The sequence below is a fragment of the Deinococcus psychrotolerans genome (assembly GCF_003860465.1).
In the GTDB taxonomy this organism is placed as follows: Bacteria; Deinococcota; Deinococci; order Deinococcales; family Deinococcaceae; genus Deinococcus; species Deinococcus psychrotolerans.
Window position 1 is genome coordinate 326740 of the sequence record NZ_CP034186.1, and the last position, 22001, is coordinate 348740.

The window sequence follows — 22001 nt, forward strand, 5'->3', positions numbered from 1 at the left end:
CTGTTTCGGGCAGAGGGAAAGAGGGTTACTCGCGTGGCTCGCGGGGAATCAGCCGCACCAGCCATAGCGTCAAAGTGGCCAACAGCGCACTGCTGATCGCGGCGGGCCACAGCAGGGCGTACTCCTTGCCCAGAAAGGCGTCCAGTGCCAGCATCAGGATGAACAGCTGAATGCTCCAGAAAATCAGGGTGAAGGCCAGCAGCACGCCGACGATCAGGCTGCGCTGGGCGTAGCGGGGGCGTGAGGAGCCGGTCAATGCCCTCCTCCTCCCACAGCCCAGATCTCGCCGTCGCGGATATCCAGCTTGACCAGACTCAGCCCCCGCTGCGGTGGCCCGGAGATCACGTCACCCGTTCGCGCATTGAAATAGCCCTCGTGGCAGGGGCATTCCAGCACCTTCTCACGCGGTTCGTAATACACAGCGCAGCCCAGGTGCGGGCATTTCTGACCGTAGGAGCTGAAGGTACCGTCCTCGTGGCGCACCAGCAGCGAGTACTGGCCTTTCTGGGGGTATTCGAAGGCGCTGGAGGAACCGGGCGGAAAATCCTCCACCTTGCCCAGTCGCAGCGGCGGAACTTCCGGGACGGGCTGCGCGCCCACACTCGCCAACCCGGCGATCAGCACCGTGCCTGCGGCCATGCCCGCGCTGCTCAGGCCCAGGAAGCGGGTGAACTCGCGGCGCGAGACGTAATCGGTGGCGTCCCAGTCCACGCTGAAGTCGGTCTTCCAGTGCGGCGCATGACGCGGACCAGTTTTGGGTGGTTTGGGCGGGGTCATAAGCGGCCTCTCAGGGTCTGGCCCTGCTCCATCGGCAGCGGCTCCAGATGCGCGAAGGGATCAAGGTGGTCAAAGGCGTTCGGCTCGAAGCGGGCGTCCATGTGCGAGATCACGTCCATGTCCAGGCCCATCTCGCCGTCGGGCAGCACCAGAAAGACCTTGGTGGTAATCGTCTGCGCCCCAAACTGGAAGGAGTTCTGAGGCTTGCCACCCCGGCGCGACTGGAATTCCTCCAGCGTGCCGTAAAACAGTGCCTCGGAAGGGCAAACGCTGGCGCACATGGGTTTCTTGCCCACCGAGGTGCGGTCATAACACATGTCGCACTTGAGCATCTGGTCAATTTCCGGGTAGTAGCGCGGCACGCCGAAGGGGCAGGCGTTGACGCAGTTGGAACAGCCGATGCAGCGCGGAGCCTGACTGCTCTGCACCACGCCGTCCTCGGTGCGCTTGATGGCGTCGGCGGGGCAGACGGCAGCGCAGGTGGGTAGGTCGCAGTGCATGCAGACCATCGGGGCCGTCTGGGTGGACGCGCCGCGCTCGATGTATTCCAGGTGGATCATGCTCTTGCCCTTGTGGGTGTCGCACTCGGAACACGCCTGCATGCACGCCTTGCAACCGATACAGCGGATGGGGTCAACGAAGAAACGGAAATCGCTCATCGGCGCAGCTCCTTACGACGCTCCGCCAGGTTGTAGCCAGCGGGCAGGTTCTTCTCAGTGCGGGAACTCAGGAATTGGGTGCGCTCGCCCTCGGTCTGCTCCTCCGGCGTGGCGAGGCGAACGCGGCAGGCCGAGACCTTGTACTCGGGGATCTTGGAGATGGGGTCTAGCGCCCGCTGCGTCAGCAGGTTCGCACTTTCCTTGCCGCCCCAGTGGTAGGCCATGAACACCGTGTCAGGGCGGATGGTGTTGACCACGTTGGCCTGAATGATCACCTCGCCGCGCCGCGTCTGAATGGTCACCCAGTCGTCGGTCTGGACCTTCAGTTGCTTGGCCATGCGGGGGTGCAGTTCCAGCTTGGGATGCGGGAACTGATCCACCAGCGGCCCGATGCGCCGGGTCTGCGAGCCGCTGAGGTACTGACTGACCACTCGGCCCGTGGTGAACCAGATCGGGTATTCGTCGTCCACGACTTCGGCACTCTCGCGCCAGCTCACCGCGTTGAAATGCGCCTTGCCGTCGGGGTGGTAGAACTTGCCGCCCTCGTACAGCCGGGGCGTGCCGGGGTGACGGTCATCCAGATTCTCAATGTGCATGGTGGTCTTGCCTTCATCGGTGGTCTGCGGGCAGGGCCAGAAAATGCCCTGGGTGTCCACGATCTTTTCCCAGGTGATGCCGCTGTAGTCGGCGGTGCCGCCACGCGAGGCCAGCCGCAATTCGTTGAAGATTTCCTGGGTGTTGTTGAACTGGAAGTACTTGCCCCGGCCCAGACGGCCCGCAATGTCCAGCAGGATTTCCCAATCGCGCCTCGCCTCGCCGGGTGGGGTCACCGGCGCGTTGATCTTGATGACGCGGCCCTCGCCGCTGGTGGTGGTGCCCTCATCCTCTTCCTGCAAACTGCCTGGCAGCACGATGTCGGCGTGTTGCGCGGTTTCCGAGAGGAAGAAATCAATGACCGCGTAATGCTCCAGCTTGTTCAGCGCCTCGCGGTTGAAATTGGCGTCGGGCAGCGAGACGAGCGGGTTGAAGCAGATGCTCAGCAGGCCCTTGATCTTGCCCTCGTGAATCTCGTTGAGGATTTCCTGCGCGGTGATGCCCTTGCCGGGCAGTTCCTCGTCGGTAACCCCCCACACCTCGCAGATGTACTTGCGGTGTTCAGGGTTGGTGATGTCGCGGTTGCCGGGGAGCTGATCGCACTTGTGGCCGTGTTCGCGCCCGCCCTGGCCGTTGCCCTGCCCGGTAATCGTGGAGTGGCCGCAGCCCGGCTTGCCGATCTTGCCCGTCGCCAGCGCGAGGTTGGCGCAGGACATCACGTTCTCCACACCCTTGACCTGATGTTCCAAGCCGCGTGCGTGCAGGATCATGCCCGTCTCGGCCTCGCCGTACCAGCGGGCGGCCTGTTCAATCTTGGCGGCAGGAACCCCGGTAATCTCAGCGGCCCATTCGGGGGTGGCGTCGGCTACGGCGGCACGAACATCACCAAAACCTGTCGTGTGGGCCTCAATAAACGCTTCGTCGGTCAGCCCGTCGCGGATGATGACGTGCAGCATGGACATCAGCAGGGCACTGTCGCTGCCGCAGCGCAGCGGCAGGTACAGGTCTGCGGTGCGGGCCATCGGCACCATGCGCGGATCGGCGTAGATGATCTTTGCGCCCCTGTCCCGCGCCCGCCAGATGTAATCGGTGGTGATCGGAAAGCACTCGGCGATGTTGGTGCCGATGATGAAGATGACCTTGGCGTCCGTGATGTCTTCCCAGTGGTTGGAGGCGCGGTCAATGCCGTAGGCCTTCTTGTTGCCCGCGCCCGCCGAGACCATGCACAGCCGTCCGTTGTAATCCAGATTGGCCGTTTGCAGCGCCAGCCGGGCGAATTTGCCCACCAGATAGCTCTTCTCGTTGGTCAGCGAGACGCCCGACAGCATGGCGAAGCTGTCCCTGCCGTACTTGGCCTGAATCTCCTGAATCTTGGACACGGTTTCGGTGAGCGCCTCGTCCCAGGTGATCTGCTGGTAGCCGTGTTCGGTACGGCGCATCGGGTGGAGTAACCTATCCGGGTGCGAGCCTTGTAGATACCGTTTGATGCCCTTGGGACACAGCTTGCCTTTATTGAAAGGGAAGTCGTAGCGCGGCTCAAAACCTACAATCGCGTTGTCCTTGACTTTCAACTTGATGCCGCACTGCTGGCCGCAAAAGCAGCAATGGGTATCCACCAGCGCGTCGTAATCTTCAACGCTGCTGAAGCCGCCAGGCGGCGCGTAGTGCAGCGTGGGGCCGTAGGTGTCCAGAAATTCTTCCTGAGAAAGGGGTGGCTTGACCATTACATGAACTCCTTGCCGGTGGCCCGAAACTGGTTCAGGGTCAGCAGCTTGCGGCGGCAACTGGGGCACAGGTTCTGCCAGTTGCCCACCTGCGAATGGGTGTAATCCAGGCCCAGATCAGGCAGGATGGTTTTAAGGTCATCTTGTTGCATCTGGCTCATGTACTCGGTGTCGCAGCGGGCGCACTTGGCCTGCGGGCCATTGGCTCCGGCGGCTTTGTAGAACCACACGCCAACGTTGGCGATGCGCTGGAAAATGTGGAAGAACTTCCCGAACGGCAGGTACAGCAGCCACAGGTACACGGTGACCGCGTGGGTGGTGGTGATCCAGTAGTAGAACTTGCCCTCCAGGAACATGTTGGAGGCGGTCAGCATCATGCCGGTCACGCAGACCGCGAACAGCAGGATCAGCGGCAGGATGTCGTTGTCGAACCGCTGCGTGGCAATTTCTGCCTCGTCCTTGATGCGCCGCCCCAGCACCAGCGCGATGCCGCCCAGACACAGCACGGCGGCCACGTTCAGCCCGTGCATGATCAGCCAGCCCAGTGCGCTGCGGGCAGGGAAGGTGAAGAAGTCCAGCCGCTGGCCCATCAGCACGATCATGTAGTCGCTGGGTTTGGCGAAATCGCTCTCGAAGCGCAGCCAACCGAAGGTGAGCGGGAAGGTGATCAGAATGGCGATGATGCAGCCCCAGAAGATCAACTGGTGCGCCAGCCAGCGCTTGCGCGAGCGTTTGCGGATAAAGCGCTGCTCGATCATCTTTTCCCAGCCCGCCTTAAAGAACAGGCCAAGGTTGTGCAGGCGCTGGCCCGGCTGCCAGAACAGTTGCCAGCCACGTTTCCAGTACATGCGGGTGGGTGGGCGCTGGAGCCACACCACGTAGCGGTACACCACTCCAAACAGCGCGAAGATGGTAGCAAAGCAGTACCCGGCCAGCGCCCCGTCAAAGCCGTGGAAGCGCTGAGAGCCGAAATATACCGCCACCGTCAGTGCAGCGGCGAAGGCCAGACCGTACAGCAGCCCCCGGCGGTCCAGGGTCACGTCCATCACCGGAACCCGCACGGGTTCGGTGTCGCGCCGAGGCGGCAGCGCGGGCGGGGAAGGCTTAAGCATGATTCTCCTTGGGGTCAGACCCTGTTTTGTCAGGAACGGCAGCAAGAACGCTGGGCAAGTCCCGCAGATCGCCCACGAGTTGCTCGGCCCCGTCGTGCAGGGATTTGAGGCGGCCCTGCCAGATGCCCCCAGCCGTGCGCCACAGCGTCATGACGTACTGGGGCCGACGGCTTTGCGGTTCACGCTCTGCGGAAAGGTCTGCCATGCAGGGAGTGTGCGGCGCGGGACTTACAAGTGACTAACAGAGATAAATCTGTCCGGTGGCCCCTCACTTCGTTTGTTAACCGCTTGTAAGTGGACGCGGCCAACATGCGGCTAGCCCTCCCGCGTGTTTCAGCACTGGCAGCGGGAAGACGGAGGTTTCCCCGAAATGACCACTCCCCACAGTTCCGCCCCTACCCCTGCCGATGCCAGCGCTTCCCGCCGCGTGCTGATCCTGTCCACGGTGGCCTTCACGCTGATGTTCGCTGTGTGGCTGATGTTCGGCATCCTGGGCCTGCCCATCCGCCAGGAGTTCGGCCTGAGCGACGTGCAACTGTCCTGGCTCTCGGCGGTGGCGGTGCTGAACGGCTCGCTGTGGCGGCTGCCTACGGGCATCATCACCGACCGCCTCGGCGGACGCCGCGTCATGGGTGCGATGCTGCTCTTGACCGCCGTTCCCGCCTTCCTGATCGCCCATGTGCAGAGTTATCCGGCGCTGCTGGGGCTGGCCTTTTTGGTGGGCTTCGCCGGGAACAGCTTCTCGGTCGGCGTGGCCTGGAACAGCATCTGGTTCCCGCGCGAACGGCAGGGCGCGGCGCTCGGCGTGTTCGGGGCTGGAAATGTGGGAGCCAGCGTCACCAAGTTCATCGGCCCAGCCATGATCGTGGCGATTCCAGCGGCGGGGCTGCTGGGCGGCTTCATCCCCGGCGGCTGGCGGGCCATTCCCTTTCTGTACGGCGTGCTGCTGGTTCTGATGGGGCTGGCCGTCCTGATCTTCGCGCCCCATCAAGACCGCACGCCCGGTCAGGGCCGCCCGCTGCAGGAGATGCTCGCGCCGCTGCGGGACGCGCGGGTGTGGCGCTTCGGGCTGTATTACGTGGTGTTCTTTGGGTCATATGTAGCGCTGGCTGCGTGGATGCCCAAATATTATGTGGACGTGTTCGGCCTGCCGCTGTATCAGGCGGCGCTGCTGACCGCACTGTTCATCTTCCCGGCCAGCCTGCTGCGTCCGCTGGGCGGCTACCTCGCAGACCGCTACGGGGCGCGGGTGGCGACGTACGGGGCCTTCGGTTTGATGGCCGCCGCCCTGCTGGTGATGAGCATGCCCAGCGGCCACATCGTCCTGTACCTGCCCGGTGCGGACGGCGCAACTGTCACCCGCGATGTGATGCACTTCACGCTGGGCGTGTGGCCGTTCACGGCCCTGCTGTTCGTGGTGGGCGTGGCGATGGGCATCGGTAAGGCGTCGGTGTACAAGCACATTCCCGAATACTTTCCCCGCGACGTGGGCGCGGTGGGCGGCCTGGTGGGCATGCTGGGCGGTCTGGGCGGCTTCTTCCTGACCCCGCTGTTCGCCTACGCCAAGTCCGCGACGGGTTTCCCACAAAGTACCTTTATCGTCGTGCTGCTGATTACCCTGGTTGCCCTGGCCTGGATGCACCTCAGTATCATGCGGATGATGAACCGCGCCGCGCCGCACCTGCAAGACCGCATCGAGGCCCATCCGTGACCGCCCTCATTGAGCCTCCAACCCAGCTGGACGAGCTACTGGCCCGCAGCGCCGCGCTGCACAGCCACCTGTGTCCCCGCCAGGTTCTCGGCGCACGCATGGGATTATTGGCTGGGCAAGCGTTGGGTATGACCGTGCCGCGCACCGACAAGAAGCTGATGGTGTTGGCCGAGACAGATGGCTGCTTTGCCGATGGCCTCTCGGTGGTGACGGGCTGCTGGCTGGGCCGCCGCACGCTGCGCCTGCTCGATCACGGCAAGGTGGCCGCGACGTTCGTGGAGGTACGAACGGGGCAGGCGGTAAGAATCGCGCCCCATACCGATTTACGGACGCGGGTGCGGGCAGGCCGGGTGGACGGCGAGAAACGCTGGGACGCCTATATGAACGCCTATCAGACCTGGAATGACCAGGAACTGTTCACCGTCACGCCTGTTCGCCTGACCTTCGATCTGGCAGCCGTGATCAGCGTTAACGGCAAGCGCGTCCTCTGCAACGCGTGCGGAGAGGAAATTATCAACGAGCGCGAGGTGCGACATGGAGAGGTTGTACTGTGCCGGGACTGCGCGGGGGAAAGATATTGGCAGTGACGTGCTCCCGGAGGCCGCCACCAAGGGGAGAGGTTCTCGGAGAAGTAGATCAGCTTCATCACGGTTTTGCAGAAAGTACTCTCGCCAATCAGCGGCAAAAGTGGTTCAATGGGCTCCCATTGGGCATCCGTGAGAGCGCTGGGCTGGAGGTAAAGCAGCGAAGCCTGCTTACGTTAGTTGCAGGCCTATTTGCAGTTGCGGTAGGTCAGGAAGTCACTGTAGCGATTGCGGTAGATCTCCGTGTTGGCCCGCGTGAGCAGTACGGGCAACGCTGACTCGTGTAATAGGGTGGAACCCGTTTAAAACAGATTCCAGCAGCGTACATGGCCTGTGGCAGGTGCGAAAAATGGTGATTGTGGATTGCTGTTTTTCGCGCTTTCTGGACGTATCCCAGATTCATACCGTGCATCTTCAATTTCTTGGCATACATCCGGCTTGCCTGCCAGTTGAGGTACGCGATGACCTGCTGCGCGTCTTCGCGGCCACTGGCGTAGACCATTTGAGCAAGCAGCTCCTGCGCTTCATGTGATAGACCAAGGCTGGTCACCTATACTGCTTAAAGAGAAGGTCTGAATCTCTTCCCCGCCCCAGTGTACGCGCCGGTCAACGGGTTCAAGCCGAGGTCCAGACCCACCGGAACTGGAGCCGCATGCCGCCGACCGGCGAGGTACTGAGTGTCAAACACCAATGCGAGGAACCAGTCACCCTTTGCGGTTTGACTTAGATAGATCCGATCGCCACTGCGCCGTGTAGGCGGTCGGCACCACGAGACGCGGCTGGTAATGCTCTAGGAAATCCCTCCAAAAACGTCCGCCTACTTGCGAGGGTGAGACATACTGGAGGGAAATCATGGGAAAACAACGAAAGAAGCGGCCGACTAACACTATTGATACGGGCGTAAATTCAGGTTGCTGAACTGGGCAGGATATGGCAGCATGGCAACCCTCGAAGTACACGCGTGCTCAGCTTGAGGAGCGGCGTCTCACGGCGCTCCCCATGATTCAGGCGGGTGACACGCCCAATCAGCAGATTGCCGATAGCTTCGGTGTCTCGACCCATACGTTCTACAGCTGGAAAGAACGGCTTCGTCACCAGGGTGGCCTGGAAGCGACTCCCACCACTGGTTGTCCGTCCCGGCTGACGAGTGAACAACGCCAACAGCTTTGCACCCTCCTGCAGGAGGGTGCGTGTGCTCACCACTTTCTAGAGCATTTGTCATAATAGAATCTTAGGATGAGTATGTTTGAACCAGTGTTGAATATCTGTCTCTGACACGGCACCTAAGGTAACGCCGATGGCACCATAAAGCTCCTTCACGACTGTCACGACTCGCCAAGCCCCACCCCGAACCAGTGCCTTCAACTTGAAAAACATGAGTTCAATCGGGTTGAAATCCGGACTGTAGGGTGAGGTAAACATGACCTCACTTCCATGCGTTTGGATGAGCGTCCGAATGGACGCTCGATGATGTGACGAGAGATTGTCCATCACCACCACTTGCCCTGGCTTTAACGTTGGACACAGTATTTCGCGAATATACCATTCAAACGCTATGCCATCAAGGACGATGGCGGCCTGCGGCCCTGCCAAGCTCAGTGCATAGATCAAGGTCTGATTTCGCCCACGATTTCGCGGAACGCGGTCAACGGCACGCTCATTGCTCGGCGCACGGCTATATCCACGTGTCATCGCGATATGGAACCCACTTTCATCAAGAAAGACCAATCGGTCAGGCGTTTGGAGGTACGGTGCAAGGTCAGTGAGGAACTGCGTTCGCAGTTCCTCACGGCGTTCTCTGGCGACCAGTGTTTTTTTTATGGGTGATCTTGTAGCGGCGAAAGACCCGGTCAACCGTTTTGTAACTGATCTTCAACCCGGTGATAGTTTCCAGCATGTCCGCGTGTTCTTGCAACGTCGCATCTTGGTGGGTTTCAAGCTGTGCAAGAAGCTGTTGCTCGTGGAGGGCCATCACCGTACGGCGACGGCCCGTCGGTTTGGCAACAATATGCAGGGTATTTTGGTGGTGCCGTTTCAGATAGCTTTTGACAGTATCAACATGAACAGAAAAATGTTTTGCTGCTTCACCCGGCGAAGCGCCACCCAGCACCAATGCGACAATCCGAGTCCTAAGTTCCAAACTGTACCCACGTACTCCTACTGTATTCATGAAGCTATTATGTCAAATGTTCTAGATGAGACTTGAACGACACCCCGTGTCCGTGATCTCATTGGTCGTCAGCTTGGGGTGTAGTACCGCGTTGACCACGTTCGCAGACTGCTTCATCAACTGGGATTCTCTCTTCAGCGACCTCAGAAAGGCGCTTTGAAACAGAATAAGTAGGTCGTGAAAACCTGGGTGCAGACCACGCGCCCAGAGGTCGAAAAAAAGATCGAGGACGGCGCAACGTTGGTGTACCTCAATGAAGTTGGCTTCAGCCTAAAAGGCGTTGTGCGCTGAACCTAGTCTGTGCGAGGGAAGACGCCTATCGTGCGTCTTCCAGCCAGTTGGCACAAACTATCGACCATTGGCGCGATCACGTCTAGAGGGCAGTTTTTACAGCACACTCAGTCGGGGTCAGTCAAAACGCCGGACGTACTGAGGTTTTTCGTGCATCTCCTGAACCACGTTGCTGGTGAGGTGGTCCTGGTGCTAGACAACGCCGCCATTCACCGATCGAAGGCCGTTTCGGCCTTCGTAGAGACTCAGCAGCGCCTGTCACTGATGTACTTGCCGCCCCACTCACCAGAATTCAATCCCATCGAGAAAGTCTGGGCGTATGTCAAACGCAACGTGCTCGGAAATTTCTGTGCAAGAACGACGAAAGAACTCAAAACACGGTTGCCATCAGGCTGGCAGCATATCCGCTCTATCGGCCTGCCGCAACATCTCATGACTCAAACCCGGATTTAAGCCGGTATCAATAAAGAGTAGATCGTGCTGGCGGTGCTCGGCTGCTAGCTCAATGTGGCAGAGTCGGCCCGGCAGCATGGTATCAATGAAAGCCTGATTCACATCTAGAAAGCTCAATGTCCGCTGGAATGCGAGAAGGAACGCCTGAAGACACTGGTCGGCGAGAAGGAATTGGCGCTGCACATCGCAAAAAAAGCACGGACTCAAAGACTAGCCACAGCTAAATCTGGCCCACTTCGCGCGAAGCGGGTGTTCCTGCTTGTACACTCTGGGATGCTCGCCAACAGATTAGACCTCCTGCGAAAATCAATTTGGGTGTAGTCGATTGAAATTGCAGAGGGCTGCGATCAAATGGATGCGAAGAGAAAAGCGCTGCCTACGATGCCGGTAGACTTCCTTCAGCACGCGGAAAATCTTCAAGCGTCGAATGACATGTTCCACGCATTGACGAGTTGAGGCTACGACACGATTATCCTGGCAGTCCTCTGGCGTCGAAGGCAAAGCCTTTGACGCTTTGTGGGGAGTAATGGAATGGCCGTGGTCTCGCCAGATACCCTGATACCCAGCATCTCCGATCAAAGCGGTCTTACGGTGAATCTGAACTTCTGACTCCCGGAATAGAGTCAGCTCTTGCATAGAACCAAAAGACGTGGCGACGCAGATGATCATCTGCGTCGCCACGTCGATCATCACCTGATTTTTCAGAGTATGACGCTTTTTCTTCCCGCCGTACCACGCCCGTTATTTTTTTCGGGACGTTCACATGGCGTTTCCGAGACGTCCACTGCAATCACTTCAAATACAGTCTCTTCTTTTTCGGGTACTTTCTGGCCAGGAAGCTTGAACTGCTCGCTGGGAATCAAAGCCGCTTCAACCCGTTCTACCGTGCGCTGCACAGTGGTTTCATTGATACTCCAATCATCGCCCAGGTGGACATTACGTGCGGTATTCCCGCCAGAATTCCAGCGTCATGAGCAGCTGTTCAGCCGGACTGAGGGCCGCAGGGCGACCGCTCTTCATTCTTTGCTTTTTCGCGTTCGAGTAACAAAGCTTCCATATCGGCAAAGGCCTCGGGGTAAATTTCAGTTCGCCGCTTGAATCGAGTGCGATTCATTTTCAAAGTGCGTTCCAGATGTTCATGACTCACTCCGCCAGCTTATCTGAATACTTTCGCAGGAGGTCTATTATACGGATTCTAACCTACGAGTATTGGTAAGTTCATCAGATGCTGCACCCGGTAGCTAGCGAGCTTTCAAGGTTTGGTCTTCTCGGTTAACATATGGTGCGCCTGGCGCTAGATACCCTGAGCCTCAACCCCCCACTGCCCTGAAAAAGTCGAAGGAAAGCTGTTCCAGCCCCACACGAGACGCTGTGGACAGCGGGCCGCCGAATCCAGATGGACGCCACACATTTTACCCTCGCGGATGGCGTGTGTTGGGCATATTTGGTGCTTGACGTCGATCTCCGCACTGTCCTGCACATGTTTCACGTGATTTGGAGTCTCTCCACAAGCGCGCTCACAGCAGGTATCGCCATCCTACGTGCTAAAGGCATCCACAAAGAGGTTGTGATCATGACGGATGGCGGTTCGGACTTTACTTCTGGCGTTTTTCAGGACACCTGCCAAGCGCTCGGTGGCTTGGTATAGGCAAAGGTCTATCAGCAGGGCGGGATGGGAGACCCTGGAGCGCACCAACCGTACGCTGAAATATGAATTCGTCTTTCGTAAGGACTTCGGTAGGGTTCAGAAGTTACGGGATGGTGGGCTTGCCCCGATTTTGCGTAGTTGAGGTTAAGCGGCTGTAGCTTGGCGTTCGAAGTCAGCGGGTGTCAAGTAGCCTAGAGACGAGTGGCGGCGCTGACGGTTATAAAAGACCTCAATGAACTCGAAAATGGCTTGTCTGGCAACTGCTCGGGTCTCGAAGATCGTCTCCTCGAACAGCTCCCGTTTCAGGGAGCTGAAAAAGCTCTCCACAACGGCGTTATCCCAGCATTCCCCTTTGCGGCTCATACTGCACTTCGCCTGAATCTGTGCGAGTGCAGATTGAAACAGATGGCTCGTATACTGACTTCCTTGGTCGCTGTGATGCAGCAAACCTGGTGGTGGATTTCGGCGCTGGACAGCCATGTGCAACGCTGCCACTGGCAGCGTTGCAGGCATGTACGCATCCATTGCATACCCCACTACCGTTCGGGAAAACAGATCGAGGGTGACAGCCAAGTAGAGCCAGCCTTCTTTCGTGGGAATGTAGGTCAAATCGGCGGCCCAGATCTGGTTGGGCTGCTGGACGTTGAACTGGCGATCAAGCAGGTTTGGGCAGACTGGATCGCTGTGATTACGGTTGGTCGTGCGTACTGAGCGGTGCTTTCCTTTAGCTCGCAGCCCACCAATACGCATCAAACGGGCAATCCTCTTCTTGGAGACCGACAATCCTTCGGCTTTCAGCTCCGCATGAATCCGTGGGGCACCGTAGCGTGCCTTGCGGTGGTGGTAGACATCGTGGATGCGCTGCTTCAGCAGCGCGTCCTGTTGCTGCTGATTGGAGATGGGCCTTCTTCGCCAACTGTGGTAGCCGCTCACTGAAACCTCCAGCACCCGACACATGATGTCCAAGCGGTACTGGGATCGGTAGTCATGAATGAAGCGGAATCTCAGTACGTAGTTTCTTTGGCAAAGAAGGCCGTCGCTTTTTTCAGGATTTCACGTTCTTGGCGCAGGACTTCAACTTCCTTGCGGAGCCTGCGAATCTCTTGTTGGTCGGCGGTCAGTAGTTGCTGACCATGACCGGGGAATGCGGCATGGCCAACCTCTTGCTCAGCGCTCATCCATTTACGGATGAGCGAAACACTGACGCTCAGGTCGCGGGCGGTACTGGAGACGTTGCCGTTCGTTCGGGCAAGCTGCACGGCGTCTCGTTTGAAGTCAGCGGTATGGATTCTGCGGTTTGTCATGATGGGCCTCCTATTGTCGAGGCTTATCTCCATCTACGCAAAACTGGGCCACTCTCAGGAGCCGACAGGTTCTTAGGCTGATATAACCGCATTCGACTGCACTCCGCCTTGGGTTATGCCTGCCCTTGCGCGAGCTGGGGGGATGTACTTCTTTTAGCGTGAGCAGGGACCTATGTGTGCTAGCTGCTCTCCCCCATTCAGATGGGTAAACACGCTGAGGTTCGGCGAGTGCAGCCTACTTGATCGCATTCACAAGGAACGTCAGTTGCCATTTTAACTGTATAAAATTCTGAAATTATGTGCTTTTGAAAGTGTAAAGATACATAATTCTGAAATCGGGAGGGTAATTTTATCTGTGCAAAATGGTGAATGGCCAAAAGGATCTGCAGTTGTACTTCTGCTAAGTCAAAAGTACAACTGTGCGCCCGGATGAAATTTTAGCTGTGCGGCCTCACCTAATCGAGTTTTTGGGTGAAGCCGGGAGATCACTTATGACGTGTGGATCGGCAAGGCCCCTCAAAATCACTGTCATGTCGTCACTATAAGTCTAGCATTTCATCTGTGCAAAATTACGCCACGTCAAAATTTTATCGTTACGCACTTGTAAGCAGATAAAATGGTGTACAGTCGTATCGTGATTATTACAGTGGCTGGGTTTAAGGGTGGTGTGGCTAAGACCACGACGGCGGTTCATCTGGCGACATTTTTTCAGCGGCTCGCGCCAACCATGCTGGTTGATGGAGATGCCAACCGCAGCGCTTCACTGTGGGCTTCACATGGGCACCTGCCATTTCAGGTGTATCCCGAAGGACAGGCCATGAAATATTCGCGCCAGTTTGAACACATCATTATCGATACTGGTGCCCGACCAAGCGCTGACGAACTGCGTGACTTAGTGGGCGGCTGCGACCTGTTGGTGCTCCCGACTAATCCTGAAGCCATGAGTTTAGACGCGCTTTTGCAGACGACAGAAGCGCTCTCGGCCATTGGCGGCATGTACCGGATTTTGCTCACGCTTATTCCGCCCAGTCCGTCTAAAGAAGGAGCGGAAGCCAGAGCGCTTCTTCAAGAAGAGGAGCTTCCAGTCATGAACGCTTCGATCCGGCAAACATCGGCATTCAGACACGCCAGTGCTCAAGGTCGGTCAGTCGAATCGGTCAGGAACTCGAAAATGGCCAAGTTGGCTTGGCTCGATTATGAACGCGCCGCGCGGGAGATCGCGGCGGCAGCGGGAGATCGGCATGACTAAGTTCAGTGGCCTGCGCGAAGCCAGGGAGCGGCGTAAACAAGACGATTCTGCTTTGACTCAAGTTGATTTGCCACCGAGCAGCGTAAGTCCAAAAAAAGTAGGTCGTCCGCCGGGAAAGCGTTCAAATCCCGATTATCAGCAGGTGACGGCTTTGCTGCATGCCCAAACGTATCTCAAAGTTCGCCAAAGGCTCTTGGCGGAGAATCGTGAGGTCAGCGAACTGATCAACGACTTGTTGGTCGATTGGCTCAAGACATAATTTTGAACAAGTGAAATTATGATCTTTCATCTGTGCAAAATTACGGCTGGTTCTGAATTATCCTCACTCCGTTGCTTGTAAATCTTCGAGGTAGGAACGGGTATCGAACCAAGTGGGCAGGTTAGCCAAGCTTTCCAGACAGCCGGTGCAGCGAGGTGGCAGGATAGATAGGTGAAGGTCTGGGTGGCTGTAGAAATCAAGGTTCGGAAAAGTACCGGACGTACACGAAGCCAAGCAGAGTGAGGGAAACGGCGAGTGGCAGGGGAGGGGAGAGGGTACACCCCCTCCTGAGATCTACACTTCCGCTTTATTCCTCAGTCTGGGTAAGACTCAGCTTGCTGGGTAGAAATCCACGCTGCTGAAGCACTTCCAGAATCTGTAAAGATTTGGGCACGTAATGGTCTGGGTCGTATTTGTAGGGGCTGGTATACATCTGCGCGAGTGAGGTAATGCCGCCCTCATCGCACATGGCTTTGAGGCGCGGCACAGCCATGTACCGCTCCCAGCCGCTTTCTTCCCGCGCCTGATACATGTCTTCCAGTTCGGATGTGTTGGGCTTTTGGTAAGTCTCGTCATGTACGAAAGAACGTGTGGGAAGGCGCTCACGCCGCTCTGGGCGCTCGTCGGGAACACCGACCACGATGGTCGTGATGGGCAAGCAGGTTTCGGGAAGACCCAGTTGCTCGGCAATTTCTTGCATAGCGTGGAGTGTGCTGCCCATGTAGCAGATGCCGTAGCCCCGCGCTTCGAAACCCAGCGTCACGCTTTGGGAGATGAGCATCGTTTCGTTGGCGGCCACCTGATACCCCAAAAAATTGTTGAAGTTATCCCGTGCTCCGCGCAGCTTTAGCCACTGCCGCGTGCGGTACCAATCGGCGCAGAATGTGATAACCAGCGGCGCTTGGAGGATGAACTCTTGTTCGCCATGCAACTTGTACATCTGGCGTTTCCGGACTGGGTCACGGGTCAGCACCATTGAGTAGCTGTTGAGATTGCCCGATGAGGACGTCCCGGTGACGGCTTCGTGCAGCACCTCGTCAATAATGGACTGGGGAATTTCATCAGGTTTGAACTGCCGAATGGAACGGTGTTCTCTAAGTGTCTGTGCCACAGTTTGCATAATCAAAGTATAGGGAGCTGAATCTGGTGACAAATCCAGGTCAGGCCAATGGAGTTACTCCGATTTTGCGGTTCTTCCGTTGATTCCACATAGCATGTCAGGCTTGCTAGCCAGAAGCTGCCAAGATAAATACGCAAAAAATGGACGAAGTTTGCTGGAGAACAGAACTCAGGCTGATGTGGGTAGGGTTTAGTGGAGGGTAAGTTCAGTGTGATCGACACTGGAGGACAGAATGTCCGTATCCAAGCAGAAGTTCACCGCTGAGTTCAAATACGAAGCTGTCCGCTTGGTTCGCACGACCGGTAAGAGTTGCGCTCAGATCGCCCGTGATCTCGGCGTTCCTCCTCACTACGTCGTGCGTTGGAAGCAACAGCAAGACCATCAAACGGCCGCTGGCCGCCCTGTATTCACTGGGCGGGGGGATCCCCGCCCTCTCACCACAGGAGGCTCGTCTTAAAGAACTCGAACGGGAGCTGGAAATTGCACGACAGGAACGGGATATCCTGAAAAAAGCACTGGTCTATCTTGGGCAGAACAGACGCCCTTGAGGACGCTTGCCCGCTTTTTCGCCAAGCAACCCTGATTTTTCGCTTCATCGCCCGGCATCACGATGAATTCCCAGTGGAACGCGTGTGCCGAGTTCTCGATGTCAGCATCAGTGGGTATTACGCTTTGCGGGGAAGGCCAGACAGCGAGAGAATCGCAAAAGACCGAAGTTTGACGGCCAGAATCAGGAAAAGCTTCGAGGACAGCCGCGGGACGTACGGTGCGTTGCGCATCAAAGCAGACCTCTGTGAGCAGGGAGAGCAGGTGAGCCGTGAGCGCATCGGACGCCTGATACGACAAGCTCAGCTTGTCGCGCGAGGGAAGCAAAAGTTCCGGACGACGACCAAAGCAAAATCATCCCATCCAGTCGCAGAAAATCTTCTTGCCAGGAATTTTGACGCCGATGATCCGAATCAGAAATGGGCGACGGACATCACGTATTTACCCACCCGGGAGGGTTGGCTGTACCTGGCCACGGTCATGAACCTGTACTCACGGAAAATCGTCGGCTGGGCGCTGAATGAGCGACTCCACACGCCGCTGGTTACAGCGGCGTTGGGAATGGCCGTAGAGCGTCGACAGCCACCAGGAGGGCTGCTCCACCATTCAGATAGGGGGAGCCAATACACGAGTGAGGTGTACAAGGAGGCGCTGGACAGACTGCACGCGGTGCAGAGCATGAGCGAGAAAGGAGAATGCTGGGATAGCGCCGTTCAGGAGAGCTTCTTCGCGACGTTGAAGACGGAACTGGAACTTGGAAAGGCGCAGTGGGCCGTGCCCAGACACGAACGGAGGTCTTCGAGTGGATTGAGGTGTTCTACAACCGCCAGCGTCGTCACTCCGCGTTGGGCTACCGGTTCCCGGCGGCCTTTGAGGAGCAAGCCCCCATCCCGAACTGAGCCTCCGCCAAACCCTTGACAGATCATCAGGCTTCATTCGGTACTGGGGAATCTTCCTCCAAGAGCGTTCGCAGCGCGGTTTGCCTTGATCCACCGCCCGCCGCAGGCCCCGTGCTGACCCGGATCGGTTTTTGGGAACACCTCAAGGGGCTTTGAAGTGACTTGCCTGAACCGACGATAGAGGAACCTCATCGACTCCGCATGATTACCGATTCCGGCAGTGCATGCCCACGATGTCAGATTATCTCCTACGCGGTCTACAGCTGTTACGAGCGCGGCTGATAACCTAATCAGCAATGGCCCTCACCCTGCTCAGCACCAAGCTCCATCCACCTCTTCCCACAGCCCATGTCATTGCGCGGCCCCACCTCGTCGCGCGGCTTGAGCGGGGGATCGGTGCCAAGCTCATGCTCATCTCGTCTCCAGCAGGGACGGGCAAATCCACTTTACTGGCAGCCTGGCTCAGGCAGCAAAGCCGGCCCGCCGCTTGGCTTTCTCTCGATAAGAGCGACAACGATCTGGGCCAGTTCCTGCTCTACTTGGTCAGCGCTCTGCAACAGCTTGATCCCGACCTTGGAGTGGGGCTGCCTGAACTGCTGCAACAACAAAATGTAGTGAGTTTTGAACCCTTACTGATTCGGCTCACCAATAACCTGGCACAGCTCGGCGGCAAGGTCATCTTGGTTCTCGACGACTATCATTTCCTGTCCGACTCAAGGATTCACGACGCCACCGAGTTCCTGCTCGATCACCTGCCGTCTCAGGTGTGTTTGGTCATCGTTACCCGCACCGATCCGCCTCTGGCGCTTTCACGGTTGCGCGTTCGCAGCCAACTGCTGGAGGTGCGTGGTGCCGACTTACGTTTTGACCTTGCTGAAGTGGCGCACTTTTTGAACGGGAGTCAGGAGCTTGGCCTTTCCCCCGCTGCCATTGCCAGCCTGGAGGCCCAGACCGAGGGCTGGATCGCCGCCCTGCAACTGGCGGCCCTGTCTCTTGCCGAGCGGCCTGACAAGGAAGCGTTCGTGGAGGCCTTCGTGGGCAGTCACCGTTTTCTGGTGGACTATCTGGTGGACGAGGTGCTCAGCCGTCAGCCCGCCTCCATCAAGACCTTTTTGCAGCGCACAGCGATTCTGGAGCGCTTCAATACGTCTTTGTGTGAAGCGGTGACCGGCCAAACCACCGACGCCGATCTGCTCAGGCAGCTTGAAGCGGCCAACCTCTTTCTCGTTCCCCTGGACGATGAGCGCCGGTGGTACCGCTTTCACCACCTCTTCGCCGAGTTTTTACGGCACCGCTTGAAGGCGGACGAGCCAGCATTGATTCCCGAATTGCACCGCCGGGCCAGCGCTTGGTTTGCGGCTCAGGGCCTGACCGACGAAGCGATCCGGCACGCCTTTCTGGCAGACGACAACGAATTGGCCGCTCAAGTCGCCGCCGCCGTGGTGGCCAAGCTGGCCGTGCAGTGGAGCAATGAGCAGTTCATTCAGTACTTTCAGCGGTTGCCCACCGCGCTGATCCCAGCTCATCCCCAGCTGTGCCTGTATTACGGCTGGTTTCTGACCACCACTGGGCGACTTGGAACCATCAAGGCGGCGCTGCCGCTGCTGGAACAGAGCAAGGGGTATTCCCCAGAACCCCAGATGCTGGACGCCGCCATCTTCGGGCTGCGTGCCTACGATCACCTTCATCAGCTGGACTTCGCCGACGCCGCCCGGCTGTGCCAGCAGCAGCTGAGCCTGCTCGAAAGTGCAGAGCCAGGTCATTCCACCCCCGAGGCGCTGATGGTTCGTATTGCCGGCACCAACCTGATGGGATCTATCTGTTTTTACACGGCTCCGCAGCGAGCGGCAGCGCTTTATCAGGTCGCTCTGAATCTGGCTCAGCAGATCGGGAGCTTTATCAGTATCTTCACCGCCACCACCGGACTGGCCCAGGCCAACCGGCAACTGGGCCAGCTCCGTGAAGCGGCGCGTGTCCTTGAACAGGGTCTGCGGCACCTCGAAGACACCCGCAGTCAGCGTGGGAGCAGCGCCAGAACCGGAAACGTCGCCGAACTGCACGCCCGGCTGGGCCAGCTCCACTATGAGCGCAATCAGCTGGCTGAAGCTGGGGCCGCCCTTCGGCAGGCCAGAAAGCTCAACGAACTCTACGGCTCCCCGCTGGCCCTGGCCCTGGGACTCAGCCTTTCGCTAAAGCTCTGCTTGGCAGAGGGTGAGGTGGAAGCGGCCTACACGGCGCTGCACCGGCTGGACGAGGTAAGCGTCAGCGTCCACGGCAGTGATGCGCTGCTCAAGCAGACTTTCGAGGTGCTGGCCATGCACGGCAGACTGGCCCTCTTGGCCCAGACCCCCCAGTTGACTCACCTTCTGGACGAGGTCAAGGACTGGCTCGAATCGTGCTGGCGCGGCAACGACGAGCACTTCGGATCCCCGCTCAGCGGCCACGATATCCTGGCCCGTTTGCGGCTGGCCCGCAATGAACCCACCCAAGCGCTGCCTCTACTGGAGCGGCTGATCGAGGCAGCCCAGGATCAGGAACGGGAAAACGACCTGATCCGCTTTCTGCTGCTGCAAGCCCTGGCGCTGCAACAGCTGAACCGGGAAGGGGAGGCGATGCAGGCGCTGATCCGCGCCCTGAAACTCGCCGAACCGGAGGGCTATTGCCGCAGCTTCATAGATCTGGGGCCCCAGATGCAGGCCCTGCTCAAGCAGCGTGCCAGGGACCGGAACACACCGTACCTCGCCGCACTTCTGGCCGCGTTTCCGGAAAGAAGCAGTCCTCTGACAGCGCCCGAACAGCCCCAGACCGAAGTGATTCTTCAAAGGGTGCAGGGCGAGGTCTTCAATGCGCGTGAGCTGGCGGTGCTGCGACTCCTGGAAGTTGGGAACACCCACAAACAGATTGCCAGGGAGCTTCAGCTCTCGCCCAACACGGTGAGGTGGTACATGAAAAACCTCTACCTCAAATTGCGGGCGAACAACCGCACTGGGGCGCTCAACCGTGCCAGGGAGATGGGTCTGCTTTAGCGCTGCACTGCACGCTTTCCATCCACACACTTTCTACCCATTTGCAGGGTGACACATCATCACCTTTCTCATTAAGCTTGGATTCAGGTGATGTTCTGTGGGGAGATTTGAGCCGCTGCGTTACGAAATTCGGGTAAAGGGGCATCTCGATGCCGGCCATAGCGAGTGGTTGGGCAATCTCAAGCTTCACCTTGAGTTCCGCCGGGACCAACCCGTCACGGTATTAAGCGGCTCCCTTACCGATCAGGCCGCACTGCACGGGGTCCTTAACATGCTTCAGTCGTTGGGTGTGGTTTTGCTGGAAGTCACTCAAGTCGAGGAGCCGAATTGAAGTGCCCACGAGAAGAAAAGCGGATGAGCGGGTGTCCACTTACCATTCCACTGAAACACGCTGGAGGATGTGACCATTGAAACGACGAGTGAACGAACTCACCGACCCTGACCCGCTTCGCGCCGCTGGCCTGCAGAGAGTGGACAAACAGCGCTGGACATGGCGTGCGGCGATCTATTGCAGCGCCGTCATGAGCAGCGTTGCCGGAGCGTCCGGCGAAGTTCAAGTCAGGTATTACAGCGTCAGCGCAGCCCAGAGTTTTCTGGACGCTTTCAGTGTGCAACTCAAGCTTCAGTCGCCCAGCAGTCAGACAAACAGCTACGCCGCCGACCTGTCGCTCGAAACGCCGCTCCAGAGCTTGACGGGCCGCTACACGTCGGGGCGGCACACCGTTCAGGTTCAGGCTCGCCGCCAGGTCGACTTCGTTCAGAAGAGCGCCAACCTCTCCGGCAATCTGAATTACTCGTACTCGCCCGTGCTGGAGGCTTCGGGTTTGGCGCTCTCGTCTTTCTCGGCGTTTTACGCTTACAGCGGCAGTCAGTCCCCGACCCAGGCCACCACCGTTCACACGGGTGGCCTGAATTTCGGTGTGAGAATCTCGGATGCCCTTTCCGGCTCGCTGTCGGGTTCCGGCACGCTGTTCGACATCAAAGCCGGTACGTTCAGCAGTAACCAGACGAGTCTCACGGCGTCCGGCTCGCTGAATTACCGCCAGGCCAGCACCACCGCCTCCATCAATCCGAGCCTCACCTTCGCGGACGGCAAGACCCGCTGGAACGTGGGGCTCAATGCCCGCGCCGCGCTGACCGGCGACCTGGCCCTGTCGGGGTACACCAATCTGAGTTCCTCGTCCCCGGCCACCACGACCGCAGATCTGGACTATGACGCCAGTAAGCTGCTGGGCCAGGGAACGCCCAAGGGCAAGCTGAGTGTCGGCGCGGCGATGACCCTGACTTCCCCGGTCTTCACCGTAACCGGGCGGGTCAGGACAGCTCCAATCCCCAACCTCACTCTCGGAGGCAGCGTGGGCTATACGCCGTCCACGTCGGCGCTGACCTACAGCGCCGAGGCCTCCGGCAAGTTGGGGCCGATCTACCTGAGTGCCAACACCTCGCTCAGCACCCAGCCGGGAACCGCAGCGGCCTTCAGCGTCAGCACGTCTATCAGCGCTCAGGCGCAACCGGTCTACGGGTCGGTGTCGCTGGGCTACCGGCGGCAGGGTGAGTCACAGAGCGGCTACGCGTCCGGCACCTTCGGCTACCGCCAGGGCAGCCTGGATCTGGGCACCACCCTGGCCCTCAATGCCTTTTCTCAGGGCAACTTGAACACCGGCACGTCCTCAGCGGCGGCGGGTGCGTGGCAGATCCTCGGCACCGCCGACTTCACGGCCGCATACGCCGTCCTCAAGAACATCGACGTGACTGGCAGTGTCCGCTACGAGCAGGCGTCAACTGCCTCGTCCAATCACCTGCGCTACGGCGCGGGACTGCGCTACCGCTTTTGATGCTGGGCGACCGGCGGAGGATCAACATGACCGAGAGACG

At 58.6% G+C, this 22001-nt stretch carries 22 protein-coding genes and 1 pseudogene; 11 read left to right on the forward strand and 12 right to left on the reverse strand.

Annotated elements, in window-relative coordinates; genetic code table 11:
* Positions 1-25 precede the first annotated feature (25 nt).
* From EHF33_RS19405 to EHF33_RS19430, 6 genes are read right to left on the reverse strand one after another with little or no spacing between them, the layout of a single operon-like run.
* The gene (locus tag EHF33_RS19405; RefSeq protein ID WP_124875294.1) at positions 26-256 is read right to left on the reverse strand and encodes a DUF6755 family protein; all 231 of its coding nucleotides are present in this window, start codon (positions 254-256) and stop codon (positions 26-28) included.
* Positions 253-777, reverse strand: coding sequence for a QcrA and Rieske domain-containing protein (locus EHF33_RS19410; RefSeq protein ID WP_124875296.1), 525 nt, complete (start codon positions 775-777; stop codon positions 253-255). Before EHF33_RS19410 ends, EHF33_RS19405 begins: the two co-directional genes overlap by 4 nt.
* Entirely contained in the window at positions 774-1436 is a 663-nt protein-coding gene (locus tag EHF33_RS19415; protein ID WP_124875298.1) for a 4Fe-4S dicluster domain-containing protein, read from the reverse strand. Before EHF33_RS19415 ends, EHF33_RS19410 begins: the two co-directional genes overlap by 4 nt.
* Complete coding sequence (locus EHF33_RS19420; RefSeq protein WP_124875300.1) at positions 1433-3754, reverse strand: molybdopterin oxidoreductase family protein; 2322 nt, start codon at positions 3752-3754, stop codon at positions 1433-1435. Before EHF33_RS19420 ends, EHF33_RS19415 begins: the two co-directional genes overlap by 4 nt.
* A complete protein-coding gene (locus tag EHF33_RS19425) occupies positions 3754-4866 on the reverse strand; it encodes an MFS transporter (protein WP_124875302.1) in 1113 nt (370 codons plus the stop codon). Before EHF33_RS19425 ends, EHF33_RS19420 begins: the two co-directional genes overlap by 1 nt.
* Complete coding sequence (locus EHF33_RS19430; protein WP_124875304.1) at positions 4859-5071, reverse strand: hypothetical protein; 213 nt, start codon at positions 5069-5071, stop codon at positions 4859-4861. Before EHF33_RS19430 ends, EHF33_RS19425 begins: the two co-directional genes overlap by 8 nt.
* A 165-nt stretch (positions 5072-5236) precedes the next feature.
* Here EHF33_RS19430 and EHF33_RS19435 point away from each other — a divergent pair, with 165 nt between their 5' ends.
* On the forward strand, positions 5237-6577 hold the full coding sequence (locus tag EHF33_RS19435) for an MFS transporter (RefSeq protein WP_124875306.1): 1341 nt from the start codon (positions 5237-5239) through the stop codon (positions 6575-6577).
* Positions 6574-7164 carry an FmdE family protein gene (locus tag EHF33_RS19440; protein WP_241191428.1) on the forward strand — a complete coding sequence of 197 codons (591 nt, stop codon included), beginning with the start codon at positions 6574-6576 and terminating at the stop codon, positions 7162-7164. Before EHF33_RS19435 ends, EHF33_RS19440 begins: the two co-directional genes overlap by 4 nt.
* A gap of 205 nt (positions 7165-7369) precedes the next feature.
* On the opposite strand, the gene EHF33_RS19445 is transcribed toward EHF33_RS19440, so the two are convergent.
* The gene (locus tag EHF33_RS19445; protein ID WP_124875308.1) at positions 7370-7711 is read right to left on the reverse strand and encodes a hypothetical protein; all 342 of its coding nucleotides are present in this window, start codon (positions 7709-7711) and stop codon (positions 7370-7372) included.
* Between the two features lie 380 nt (positions 7712-8091).
* On the opposite strand from EHF33_RS19445, the gene EHF33_RS22080 reads away from it, so the two are divergent.
* The gene (locus EHF33_RS22080) at positions 8092-8385 is read left to right on the forward strand and encodes a helix-turn-helix domain-containing protein (protein WP_124875310.1); all 294 of its coding nucleotides are present in this window, start codon (positions 8092-8094) and stop codon (positions 8383-8385) included.
* Here the strand turns inward: EHF33_RS22080 and EHF33_RS21640 are convergent.
* A protein-coding gene (locus tag EHF33_RS21640) for an IS630 family transposase (protein WP_420889977.1) occupies positions 8380-9331 on the reverse strand; the annotation gives its coding sequence in 2 pieces (ribosomal slippage) (positions 8380-8979 and positions 8981-9331; 951 coding nt in all). The genes EHF33_RS22080 and EHF33_RS21640 overlap by 6 nt on opposite strands.
* A 96-nt stretch (positions 9332-9427) precedes the next feature.
* On the opposite strand from EHF33_RS21640, the pseudogene EHF33_RS22085 reads away from it, so the two are divergent.
* Positions 9428-9505, forward strand: a pseudogene (locus EHF33_RS22085) (winged helix-turn-helix domain-containing protein); the annotation flags it as partial.
* 126 nt (positions 9506-9631) lie between these two features.
* Complete coding sequence (locus EHF33_RS21370) at positions 9632-10075, forward strand: IS630 family transposase (protein ID WP_277425559.1); 444 nt, start codon at positions 9632-9634, stop codon at positions 10073-10075.
* 306 nt (positions 10076-10381) lie between these two features.
* Here EHF33_RS21370 and EHF33_RS21645 read toward each other — a convergent pair whose 3' ends face one another.
* The 3 genes from EHF33_RS21645 to EHF33_RS19475 all read right to left on the reverse strand — a co-directional run bounded on the left by EHF33_RS21645 (position 10382) and on the right by EHF33_RS19475 (position 13027).
* Complete coding sequence (locus tag EHF33_RS21645; protein ID WP_241191429.1) at positions 10382-10765, reverse strand: transposase family protein; 384 nt, start codon at positions 10763-10765, stop codon at positions 10382-10384.
* 11 nt (positions 10766-10776) lie between these two features.
* Positions 10777-10971, reverse strand: coding sequence for a hypothetical protein (locus EHF33_RS21650; protein ID WP_241191430.1), 195 nt, complete (start codon positions 10969-10971; stop codon positions 10777-10779).
* An 896-nt stretch (positions 10972-11867) separates the two neighbouring features.
* A protein-coding gene (locus EHF33_RS19475; protein WP_124867955.1) for an IS3 family transposase occupies positions 11868-13027 on the reverse strand; the annotation gives its coding sequence in 2 pieces (ribosomal slippage) (positions 11868-12760 and positions 12760-13027; 1161 coding nt in all).
* A gap of 634 nt (positions 13028-13661) precedes the next feature.
* On the opposite strand from EHF33_RS19475, the gene EHF33_RS19480 reads away from it, so the two are divergent.
* A complete protein-coding gene (locus EHF33_RS19480) occupies positions 13662-14276 on the forward strand; it encodes a ParA family protein (protein ID WP_124875478.1) in 615 nt (204 codons plus the stop codon).
* Positions 14269-14535, forward strand: a complete 267-nt coding sequence (locus tag EHF33_RS19485) for a hypothetical protein (RefSeq protein ID WP_124875318.1) — start codon at positions 14269-14271, stop codon at positions 14533-14535. Before EHF33_RS19480 ends, EHF33_RS19485 begins: the two co-directional genes overlap by 8 nt.
* Positions 14536-14842: 307 nt before the next feature.
* On the opposite strand, the gene EHF33_RS19490 is transcribed toward EHF33_RS19485, so the two are convergent.
* Positions 14843-15655, reverse strand: coding sequence for a nitroreductase family protein (locus EHF33_RS19490; protein WP_124875320.1), 813 nt, complete (start codon positions 15653-15655; stop codon positions 14843-14845).
* Between the two features lie 232 nt (positions 15656-15887).
* Between EHF33_RS19490 and EHF33_RS22090 the strand changes: the two genes are divergently transcribed.
* The 4 genes from EHF33_RS22090 to EHF33_RS19510 all read left to right on the forward strand — a co-directional run bounded on the left by EHF33_RS22090 (position 15888) and on the right by EHF33_RS19510 (position 21961).
* Complete coding sequence (locus EHF33_RS22090) at positions 15888-16112, forward strand: transposase (protein WP_124875198.1); 225 nt, start codon at positions 15888-15890, stop codon at positions 16110-16112.
* A 68-nt stretch (positions 16113-16180) separates the two neighbouring features.
* A complete protein-coding gene (locus EHF33_RS19500; RefSeq protein WP_164473632.1) occupies positions 16181-17119 on the forward strand; it encodes an IS3 family transposase in 939 nt (312 codons plus the stop codon).
* Positions 17120-17396: 277 nt separating this feature from the next.
* Entirely contained in the window at positions 17397-20126 is a 2730-nt protein-coding gene (locus EHF33_RS19505; RefSeq protein ID WP_124875324.1) for a winged helix-turn-helix domain-containing protein, read from the forward strand.
* Positions 20127-20533: 407 nt separating this feature from the next.
* Positions 20534-21961 carry a hypothetical protein gene (locus EHF33_RS19510; protein ID WP_124875326.1) on the forward strand — a complete coding sequence of 476 codons (1428 nt, stop codon included), beginning with the start codon at positions 20534-20536 and terminating at the stop codon, positions 21959-21961.
* The last annotated feature ends 40 nt before the right edge of the window (positions 21962-22001 follow it).